Genomic DNA, 9,865 nt, shown 5'->3' on the forward strand with positions numbered 1-9,865 from the left:
GATTGCCCCACTACGCCGCGCGCCCGGGCGCGCGCCTCAGCGCATCAGCGCATGCGGGTGGCCCACTCCTGCACCTTGGCGATCCGCTGGCGCAGCTGTCCCGCGGTGGCCTCGGCGCTCGGCGGGCCGCCGCAGACGCGGCGCAGCTCGGTGTGGATGACACCGTGCGGCTTCCCGCTCTGATGCACGTACGCGCCGACCATCGTGTTGAGCTGCTTGCGCAGCTCCATCATCTCCTTGTGGGAGACCACGGGCCGCCGCTCGGCGGGCAGTTCGAGGAGGTCGGCCTCGCTGTCGGGCTTCTTCCTGCTGTGCGCGATCTGCCGTGCCTGGCGCTTCTGGAGGAGCAGCTGCACCTGATCGGGTTCGAGCAGGCCGGGGATGCCGAGGTAGTCCTGCTCCTCCTCGCTGCCGGGGTGCGCCTGCATGCCGAACTCGGCGCCGTCGTAGAGGACGCGGTCGAAGACGGCCTCGGACTCCAGGGCCTCGAAGGAGAACTGCTCCTGCTCGCCGGTGTCCTCGTCCTCCTGCTTGTTCGCCTCGTCCATCTCCTTCTCGGACTCGGCGTAGGGGTCCTCCTCCCCCTCCTTCTTCGGCTTGTCGAGCACGTGGTCGCGCTCGACCTCCATCTCGTTGGCATGGCCGAGCAGGTCGGGGACGGTCGGCAGGAAGACGGACGCGGTCTCGCCGCGCCTGCGGGACCGCACGAAACGGCCCACGGCCTGCGCGAAGAAGAGCGGCGTCGAGATCGTCGTCGCGTACACGCCGACCGCGAGGCGCGGGACGTCGACGCCCTCGGACACCATGCGGACCGCGACCATCCAGCGGTCCTCGCTCGCGCTGAACTCGTCGATCCGCTTCGAGGCGCCGGTGTCGTCGGAGAGGACGAGGGTGGCTCTGGTGCCGGTGATCTCGCGGATCAGCTTGGCGTAGGCGCGGGCCTGCTCCTGGTCGGAGGCGATGACGAGGGCGCCCGCGTCCGGGATGCCCTTCCTGACCTCGGTGAGCCGGGCGTCGGCGGCGCGCAGCACGCTCGGCATCCACTCGCCGCGCGGGTCGAGGGCGGTGCGCCAGGCCTGGCTGATGGCGTCCTTGGTCATCGGCTCGCCGAGCCGCGCCGCGATCTCGTCGCCGGCCTTGGTCCGCCAGCGCATGTTGCCGCTGTAGGACAGGAAGATCACGGGGCGGACGACGTGGTCCGCGAGCGCGTTGCCGTAGCCGTAGGTGTAGTCGGCCGAGGAGCGGCGGATGCCGTCGTTGCCCTCCTCGTACTGGACGAAGGGGATCGGGTTGGTGTCGGACCGGAACGGCGTACCGGTCAGCGCCAGGCGCCGGGTGGCGGGCTCGAAGGCCTCCAGACACGCCTCGCCCCATGACTTCGAGTCACCGGCGTGGTGGATCTCGTCGAGGATCACGAGGGTCTTGCGCTGCTCGCTGCGGTTGCGGTGCAGCATCGGGCGCACGCCGACACCGGCGTACGTGATCGCGATGCCGTCGTACTCCTTGCTGAGCGGGCCCGCGCTGTACTCCGGGTCCAGCTTGATGCCGACGCGCGCGGCCGCCTCCGCCCACTGCTTCTTCAGGTGTTCGGTCGGCGCGACCACGGTCACCTGCTGCACGACATGGTGGTGCAGCAGCCAGGAGGCGAGCGTGAGCGCGAAGGTGGTCTTTCCGGCTCCCGGGGTGGCGACCGCGAGGAAGTCGCGCGGCTGCTCCTGGATGTACTTCTCCATCGCCGCCTGCTGCCAGGCACGCAGCTTGTTGGCGGTGCCCCAGGGGGCACGGCCGGGGAAGGCGGGGGAGAGGTGGCTGGACGGGGTGGGTGCGACGGAACCCGAGGTGGGCGCAGTGTGGGCGTTGGCGGTGGTCACGGTCTCCGGCTCGGCAGATCGGGGGCGTATGACAACCGGTCCACCCTACCGGTGACGAGGTTGACGGACGCGCCGGACCGGGCCGTGGTGGCCGTGGTTGGGACATGCGTCACAGATCAACTTGCCGTGTTTCACGGGGAGTCGTGGGGAGGTCACGCCACCGTCGTGGGCGACGGCTCGGCACGCAGCCGGGTCGCCACCCAGGCCCCGGCGAGCGCGACGACGGCCATCGGCAGGAACACGGCGGCGAACGCGGCCGGGTGCGCCCCGCTCGTCCCCGTCACCGCCCCGTGTCCGACCGCTCCCCCGCCGAGCGCGGCGAAGGCGGCGCCTCCGGCGGCGAGCAGGACGACGTTGGAGAGCCCGTCGGAGATCTGCAGGGCGGCGGAGTTCGCGCCGGCCTGCTCGGGCGCGGACAGCTGGAGCAGCAGCACGCTGGTGGAGGAGATCACCAGGCCCATGCCCAGACAGCCGAAGCCCCAGGCCACGGCGACGGTCCAGACCGGTACGGAGTCGATCAGCACGCTGGGCGCGGCGGCGATGGCGGCGGCGACCAGCACCATGCCGCCGGCGACGAGCCGCTCCCGGTACGGCTCCAGGCGCGGCCGGGACTGGAGCCACGAGCCCAGCGCCCAGGTGGCCCCGCCCGCCGCGAGCGAGAACCCGGCCATCGTCGGGCTCAGGCCGCGCTGGGTGACCAGCATCAGCGGCACGAACGACTCGGCCGCGATGAACGAGCCCGCCGCGATGCCGCGCAGCAGCACCACGGAGGGCAGCCCGCGCACGGCGCGGTAGGTGCCGGGCGGCAGCAGGCCGAGCACGGACGGTACGAGCAGCGCGGCTCCGGCGACACCGGGCAGCAGGGAGAGGGGGCGCAGGTCCTGCGCCGCGTACTGGAGCAGCCCGGCGCCCACGGAGATCCCGAACGCGAGCCGGATCCGCCGGCGGTCCAGGGGGTGTGCCGTGGCTCCCTCGGGGGCTCCCCCGGCCCGCTGCCGCACCTGCGGCAGCGCGAGCGCGAGCGGGAGCACGACCAGCACGGGGATGCCGAGGAACACCCAGCGCCAGCCGAGGTGCTCGGTGACGGCGCCGGACGCCAGCGGCCCCACGATCGACGGCACGACCCAGCTCGCCGCGAACGCCGCCATGATCGCGGGCCGCAGCCGCTCCGGGTAGGCCCGGCTGACGACGACGTACAGGGCGACGATGACGAGCCCGCCGCCGAGCCCCTGCACGGCCCGCCCGGCGATGAACAGCCACATGTCGGTGGCGGTCCCGGCGAGCACGAGCCCGGCCGCGAACGCCCCGATCCCCGCGGCCACGGGCCCGAGCGGTCCACTCCTGTCGGCCCACTGCCCGGCGAGCACCATGCCGAAGAGGCTGGTCGTGAAGTACCCGGAGAACGCGAAGGCGTACAGCGACACCCCGTCCAGATCCCGCGCCGCGACGGGCATCGCGGTCCCCACGGCGGTCGCCTCGAAGGCGATGAGCAGGACGACGGTGACGATGCCGATGCTCAGCGCGCGATAGCCGCGCCCGAGCACCCCTTCCTGAGCCACCGGGGCGGAGGGGACTACGGGCGGCGGGGCGGTGACATCGGCGTCGTCCAGGGCGGTCATGCGGATCAGAGTAAGGGGCGTGGAGCGGACTGGCCCCTGTCGGGAGAAGGGGTTCTCCTGGTCCCTTGGTCGTAGTCCTCCCGCGGCCTTCATGAACGGCGTGTGGCAGTCGCGTTGCAGCCCCCGGGCAGCCCTTGAGCGGGCACGACGCTCCCGCCTACGGTCGAGGCACGCAAGCAGCAACAGCTTGGCCGTGTGCCCGAGTGGTTTAGGGATTCGCCTGCAAAGCGAAGCACACCGGTTCGATTCCGGTCACGGCCTCCACCTTCCTCGTCAGCCTCCGGCGACGAGGATCACGCCGCCGCCGACCACGATCACGGCGAAGGCGACGAAGGCGAGCACGAAGAGCAACAGTTTGCCGGCGGACGGGGCGGGCTCGTAGGCCCGAGGTTCCCGCGGGTCCGGTTCCTGTGGCTGCATGTCCGGCTCCCTGCTCTCGCGCTGTCGACGGCTTCGGCCCTCAGCAACGTACGCCCGGGACCGTCGCGGCAGGCGGTCGGGGCCTGAGTACGGGATGAGTACCGAGTGAGTACGCGCGCGCTGCCGGACCCGGCCGGGCGCCGGTTCGATGATCTCCATGCAGCAGCTCCAGCCTCCGTCCCGGCCCGCCTCCCGCAAGGGGCCGGTCATCGCCACCGTGGCCGTCCTCGTCGTCGTCGCGCTCACCGCTCTCGTCGCCAAGGGGTGCCAGGCGGTCACGGGCGGCCCGGTGGGTTCGACGGACGACTTCCGCGCCTACGTGCGGTCGACGACGAAGACCGGCGAGGACGTCTACCGCGGCCTGTCCCCCGCCCCGCGGGACGCGACCCCGTACCCCACCAAGGAGGGCAGCAGCTCCTGCGTGGACGACTTCGGCTTCGACACCGGCGACACCACCCGCGACCAGCCCGCCTTCACCTGGTCCCTGGAGTACGCGACGGAGGCCGGGTACCGCTCCGCGGTGGCCGGGCTCGCGCGGCGGTGGCGGAAGGAGGGCCGCGACGTTGAGGAGATCCCGGCCCCGGGCCCCGGTGAGAAGGGCGCGGGCCTGCCCGGCGTCTCGGCCGCCTTCGGCGACGGGATCGAGGTCAGCGTCCGCCCCGGCTGGTACTCGGGCAAGCCCGAACTGCGGGTCGAGGGACGGTGCTTCCGGTACGAGGACACGTACGGGGACGCGTACGACTACATGGACGACGACAACGGGGACGGCGTGGTCGACGACCTGGAACGGTCCGACGGCTGAGGCCCCGGGCGCCCGGGGCCCGGACTCAGCCCGCCGGCTCCGTCTCCGTCACCACCGCCGCCTGCGGCCTGATCGGCAGCCGGTTCACCGGCCGGCCCGTCGCCGCCCGCACCGCGGAGGCCACCGCCGCCGGGCACGCGACCACCGGGGCCGCGCTGGCCGCCTTCGCGCCGAAGGGGGCCACGACGTCGCGCTCCTCCACCAGCTTCACGATGCGGATGTCCGGGGCGTCCAGGGAGGTCGGCAGGGCGTACCCGGTGAGGTCGGGACGGCGCACGATGCCCTTGGGCGTGCGGAGGTGCTCCGTGAGGGCCGCGCCGACGCCCTGCGTGACGCCCGCCTCGATCCGGGCCGCCAGCTGGCCGGGGTTGAGGATCCGGCCGACGTCCTGGGCCACCGCCAGCTCCACCACCCGGACCGAGCCGATCTCGATGTCGACGTCGACGACCGCGCGGATCGCGCAGAAGGCGAGGCCGACGAAGGCGTCGCCCTGCCCGTTCGCGTCCAGCGGCTCCGTCGGGTGCGGACGGCACTGGGCCGTCGCCCACAACTCCTTGCCGTCCATGGCCTCTTCGACGGTCGTCGACAGGACACCGTCGTACGAGGTGATCTTGCCGTCGGCGATCTGGAGCAGCTCCGTGGACATGCCGAACTTGTGCGCCAGGGGCTGGAGCAGCTGCGTGCGGACCATCTTCGCCGCCCGCTCCACCGCACCGCCCGACACCCACGTGTGGCGTCCGCGGCAGCCGGGGCCCGCCGGGGGCTGGTCGGTGTCGACCGGGGCGACGTGCACCTCGTCGATGCCGAGCGTGTCCTGGACGATCTGCCGGGCCAGGGTCGAGAAACCCTGGCCGGTCTCGACGGCCGCGCAGATGACCGTGGCGACCCCGTTCTGGACCTTCACCGTCGCCGTGGAGACCTCGTCGGCGCCCTCGGCACCGAGCATGTGCACCATGCCGACGCCGTAGCCGACGCCGCGGCGGACCGCGCCGGGCTCGCCCGCGCCCTCCAGGCCGCCGGGCAGCAGCCACTCCTCCTCGGGGGTGTCCTTGGGGAGCGGCGGGAGCGGGAACTCCCTTACGGCGTCGAGGAGTTCGGCCACCGGTGCCGGGCACGTCACCGTCTGGCCCGTCGGCAGGACGTCACCCGTGGCGAGGATGTTGCGCAGGCGCAGCTCCGCCGGGTCGACCCCCACCTTCTTGGCCAGCTTGTCCATCTGGGCCTCGTAGGCCGCGCACACCTGCATCGCGCCCTCGCCGCGGACATGGCCCGACGGCGGGTTGTTCGTGCGCACCGCCCAGCCCTCGATCGAGGCGTGCGGGACGACGTACGGGCCGCAGGCGAAGGCGACCGCAGCGGCGAGCGCGTCCGACGACGTGTCCGCGTACGCGCCCGCGTCGAGCAGGATCTGCGCCTCCACCTTCACCAACTTGCCGTCCGCGTCCGCGTGATGGCGGTACCGGAGCAGCGTGGGGTGGCGGTGCGGATGGCCGAGGAAGGACTCCTCGCGGGTCGCCGTGAGCTTGACCGGGCAGCCGGTGCGCAGCGCGAGCAGGCCCAGCGGGAGGTGGAAGCTCGGGTCCTCGCGGTCGGCGGTGGCGCCGGGGACGCCGGTGACCACGACCTTCACGCGCTCCGGCGCCAGGCCGTAGCGGGCCGCCGCCGCGTCGCGGTCGCCGTGCGGGTCGGTCGAGGCGATGTACAGCTCCACGCCGCCGTCGGGGCGCGGCACCGCGAGACCGGCCTCGGCGCCGATGGGCGCCGGGTCCTGGCGGCCGATGCGGTAGAGGCCCTCGACGATCACCTCGCCGGTCGCCTCGGCGTCGCCGTGCACCAGCGGGATGTGCCGGACCAGATTGCCGTCGGGGTGCAGGGGCTGCGCCGCGAACGACTGCTCCGGGTCGGTCACCGGGTCGAGGATCTCGTACTCGACGATGATCGCCGCCGCGGCCATCCGCGCCGTGTCCGGGTGGTCCGCCGCGACCGCCGCGATGGCCTCGCCGTGGTGGCGTACGACGTCGGAGGCGAAGACCGGGCGGTCGGCGGCGCGGTGGCCGGGCAGCGGGCCGCCGGGGACGTCCTCGTGCGTGACGATCGCACGGACGCCGGGCATCTCGCGCGCGTGAGTGGTGTCGATGGAGAGCACGCGCGCGTGGGCGTGCGGGGAGCGCAGGATCGCCGCCCACAGCAGACCCTCGGCCCACAGGTCGGAGGCGTACGGGAACGTGCCCTCCGCCTTCGCCGCCGCCTCCAGCGAGGGCAGTGTCGCGCCGAGGCCGTGCGGGATCTCCTCCGCCCCTGGGGTCACGGGGGCCTCGGTCGTCTCGTTCGTCACGCCTGGCCTCCGTCCTGGAACAGCTCACCGTGGGCCGGTCCCGCCTGGTGCGGGATCCGGGGTTCTTCGTCGCTCTGTGCGTCGGCGGCGGCCGTCGCGGAAGCCCTGCGCTCGGCGGCCACCTCGCGCACCGCGTCGAGCACACCGCGGTAGCCGGAGCAGCGACACAGGTTGCCGCACAGCGCCTGGCGGGTCTCCAGCTCGCTCGGGTCCGGGTTGCCCTCCAGGAGGTCGTGGACCGTCATCGCCATGCCGGGGATGCAGAACCCGCACTGGACCGCGCCGCACGCGCCCAGCGCGCGCTGCACGTCGGAGGGCTGTCCGTCCTCGGCCAGGCCCTCGACCGTACGGACCTCGCTGCCCGCCGTGGTCGCCGCCGGGACCAGGCAGGAGGCCACGAGCCGACCGTCCACCTGGACGTTGCACGCGCCGCACTCGCCCTGCGAGCAGCCGTCCTTGGCGCCCGCGAGGCCGAGCCGCTCGCGCAGCACGTACAGCAGCGACTCGCCGATCCAGGCGTCCGTGACGGGGCGGTCGGTGCCGTTGACCCGCAGGACGTAGCTGACCAGGGGGTGGTCGTCGTGGAGCGGGGCGGCGTCGGCCACGACGCCGGTGTCGGTGTCGGTGTCTGTGTCGGCCATGACGCCGGTGTCGGTGGCCGTGTTGTCAGGGTCTGTGTCGTCGGGGTCTGTGTCGGTGACGGTCCCGCCGGCGGCGGTGTCGGCGGTGTCGGTGGCGGGCGCGGCCGCGGGCCGGTCGTCGTCCGACAGGGTGGCCGCCGCCGCGCTCTCCGGCTGCTCCGGCTCCGGTTCCGGCGGGACCGGCTGGTCCGGCTCTTCCCTGTGCTCGACGGTCCTGGCGGGCTGCTCGTCGTCCGCGGGAGCCGGCGCCGGCTCCTGCGTCCAGGCCTGCGCGGACACCTCCTGCTCGACCGGCTCCGGCACGACCGGCTCCGGCTCGACCGGTTCCGGCGCGGCCGCGGGCGGCTCGGGCTCCTCCTGCGCGGTGGGCTGCGCCCACTCCTGCGTCGCCCAAGGCGCGGGCGCGCCGCCGGGCAGCGTCGCGGGCGGCGTCCTGTCGCCCCACTGGGAGGCCAGCGCGGACGTCGTGAACTCGCCCGATTCCTCCGGGAGTTCACCGTCGGCCACGGGGATCGACCACTGCCCGGTCTGCCCCTGCGCGGTCTGGGCGGTCTGCGCCGCCGCGGCCCCGTACGGCTCCTGGTTCGCAGCGGGCCAGGTCACCTGCCGGCCACCGGAATCACCGGCGCCGGTGCTGTTGCCATTGCCGTTGCCGTTGCTGTCGCCGCCGCCGGCACCGGTCAGTTCGGGCGGCAGCACCCACACCCCGGTCGCCGCCGGGTCGGTCGCGGCGGCACCCGTGGCCGGGCTCACCGTTATCTGCGGCGGTACGTAGCCGTGTCCCGGCGCGGCCAGCGGGGCCTCGTCGGGGAAGCCGTCCGGGGGCAGCTGCACGAAGGCCGTGGCGTCGGAGTCGTAGTCGCCCTGGGGCAGCGGCTGCCAGCCGTCGCCCTGGCCGTGCTGGTCGCGTCCCGGGTACTCGTTCGTCACGACAGCGCCCTCCCAAGTGCACGTCGGGCCAGCGCGGCGACGGTGCGCCGCAGATGCAGTACGGCGGGCGGCAGCGCCTCCTGCGTGCCGTCCGGGGCCGGAGCCGGGTCCGGGATGCAGGCCGCGGCGACGTACTCGCCGAACGCCTGGATCGCCTCCGGCACGAGCGCGCCGCGCTCGCCGTCCCAGTCGATCAGCGAGGCCACCCACTGCTCGGCCTCCAGCGGGCGCAGCGGCATCGGCGCGATGGCACCGACCGCGCAGCGCACTCCGCGCCGGGCCGGGTCGAGGACGAGCGCGACAGAAGCGGTCGCCCGCCCGGGGCCGGTACGGCCCGTCGCCTTCAGGAAGACCTGCGGCGCGTGCAGCAGCGGTACCCGTACGAAGCCGATCAGCTCGCCGGGGCGGAGCATCTCCATGCCCGCGAGCAGGTGCGAGACGGGCACCTCGCGCCGCGCGCCACCGGGGCCCGCGATGATCAACGTGGCTTCCAGGGCGGCCAGTACGGGCAGCGTGTCGTTGGTCGGGGCGGCCGAGGCGATGTTGCCGCCGAGCGTGCCCGCGTTGCGGATCTGCGGCGGGCCCGCGGCGCGCGCGGCGGCGGCCATGGCCGGCATGAGCGCCGCGAAGTCGGGGCGGCCCATCCGGGCGTGGGTCAGTCCCGCGCCGAGCAGCGCGTGCCCGTCCTGGTACTGCCAGCCGCGGATCTCGCTGATCCGGCCGAGCCCGACGAGCGCGGCCGGGCGCAGGTGACCCGCGTTGACCTGGGCCATGAGGTCGGTGCCGCCGGCCACGGGCACGGCGGCGGGCATCGCGGTGAGCGCCGCGACGGCCTCGTCCAGCGAACCCGGAAGTACCGCGGCCTGTGTCGCCTGCGGTGCGTGCGTGGTCAAACCGGCTGCCCCTTCCCGATGTCCGGCCGCGCGCCAGGCGGCTGTGGTGGTCGCCGCGTGGAGTGCGGTGTGCCGCGTGACCGCCGTGGCCGCCGTTACGCCTGTTCCGCCGTACGGTACGTGCTGACAGACCGGACGTGGCAACTCTGGCACATCTTCCCCGGCGCCCGGAGAGGGGGTCCGGTAGGAGGCTTTCGCCCCTTCCACCTGGGAGATGACCGAAATCTCACCGCATCGCCGGTGCGCACGAATTGGCACTCTTCGGTGACGTATGAGGTGACGTAAAGGCAGTTGGTGCCGACAGTCGCGTCGCGGGGCGCGAGCGCCCCCACGCCCCGGGCCGGTCCCCGCGGG

General features: G+C 73.8%; 7 protein-coding genes and 1 tRNA gene. 2 read left to right on the top strand and 6 right to left on the bottom strand.

Features of this window, described 5'->3' with window-relative positions; all coding sequences use genetic code 11:
- Window positions 1–44: 44 nt before the first annotated feature.
- Together J3486_RS41900 and J3486_RS41905 are read right to left on the bottom strand one after the other, a co-directional pair.
- Window positions 45–1,871: a DEAD/DEAH box helicase gene (locus J3486_RS41900; RefSeq protein ID WP_207829427.1), complete on the bottom strand. Its 1,827-nt coding sequence runs from the start codon at window positions 1,869–1,871 to the stop codon at window positions 45–47.
- Window positions 1,872–2,023: 152 nt separating this feature from the next.
- Window positions 2,024–3,490, bottom strand: coding sequence for an MFS transporter (locus J3486_RS41905; protein WP_207829429.1), 1,467 nt, complete (start codon window positions 3,488–3,490; stop codon window positions 2,024–2,026).
- A gap of 189 nt (window positions 3,491–3,679) precedes the next feature.
- On the opposite strand from J3486_RS41905, the gene J3486_RS41910 reads away from it, so the two are divergent.
- Window positions 3,680–3,754: transfer RNA gene (locus tag J3486_RS41910), tRNA-Cys, on the top strand.
- 9 nt (window positions 3,755–3,763) lie between these two features.
- On the opposite strand, the gene J3486_RS41915 is transcribed toward J3486_RS41910, so the two are convergent.
- Window positions 3,764–3,910 carry a hypothetical protein gene (locus J3486_RS41915; RefSeq protein ID WP_207829430.1) on the bottom strand — a complete coding sequence of 49 codons (147 nt, stop codon included), beginning with the start codon at window positions 3,908–3,910 and terminating at the stop codon, window positions 3,764–3,766.
- Window positions 3,911–4,067: 157 nt separating this feature from the next.
- Here J3486_RS41915 and J3486_RS41920 point away from each other — a divergent pair, with 157 nt between their 5' ends.
- Window positions 4,068–4,712: a hypothetical protein gene (locus J3486_RS41920; RefSeq protein ID WP_207829431.1), complete on the top strand. Its 645-nt coding sequence runs from the start codon at window positions 4,068–4,070 to the stop codon at window positions 4,710–4,712.
- 25 nt (window positions 4,713–4,737) lie between these two features.
- Here J3486_RS41920 and J3486_RS41925 read toward each other — a convergent pair whose 3' ends face one another.
- The 3 genes from J3486_RS41925 to J3486_RS41935 are packed head-to-tail and all read right to left on the bottom strand — an operon-like array spanning window position 4,738 to window position 9,511.
- The gene (locus J3486_RS41925) at window positions 4,738–7,047 is read right to left on the bottom strand and encodes a molybdopterin cofactor-binding domain-containing protein (RefSeq protein WP_207829434.1); all 2,310 of its coding nucleotides are present in this window, start codon (window positions 7,045–7,047) and stop codon (window positions 4,738–4,740) included.
- The gene (locus J3486_RS41930; protein ID WP_207829436.1) at window positions 7,044–8,618 is read right to left on the bottom strand and encodes a (2Fe-2S)-binding protein; all 1,575 of its coding nucleotides are present in this window, start codon (window positions 8,616–8,618) and stop codon (window positions 7,044–7,046) included. Before J3486_RS41930 ends, J3486_RS41925 begins: the two co-directional genes overlap by 4 nt.
- Window positions 8,615–9,511: a xanthine dehydrogenase family protein subunit M gene (locus J3486_RS41935; protein WP_207829438.1), complete on the bottom strand. Its 897-nt coding sequence runs from the start codon at window positions 9,509–9,511 to the stop codon at window positions 8,615–8,617. The genes J3486_RS41930 and J3486_RS41935 overlap by 4 nt, the downstream gene beginning before the upstream one ends.
- Window positions 9,512–9,865: the final 354 nt, after the last annotated feature.

Source organism: Streptomyces sp. VRA16 Mangrove soil, from assembly GCF_017377775.1.
In the GTDB taxonomy this organism is placed as follows: domain Bacteria; phylum Actinomycetota; class Actinomycetes; order Streptomycetales; family Streptomycetaceae; genus Streptomyces.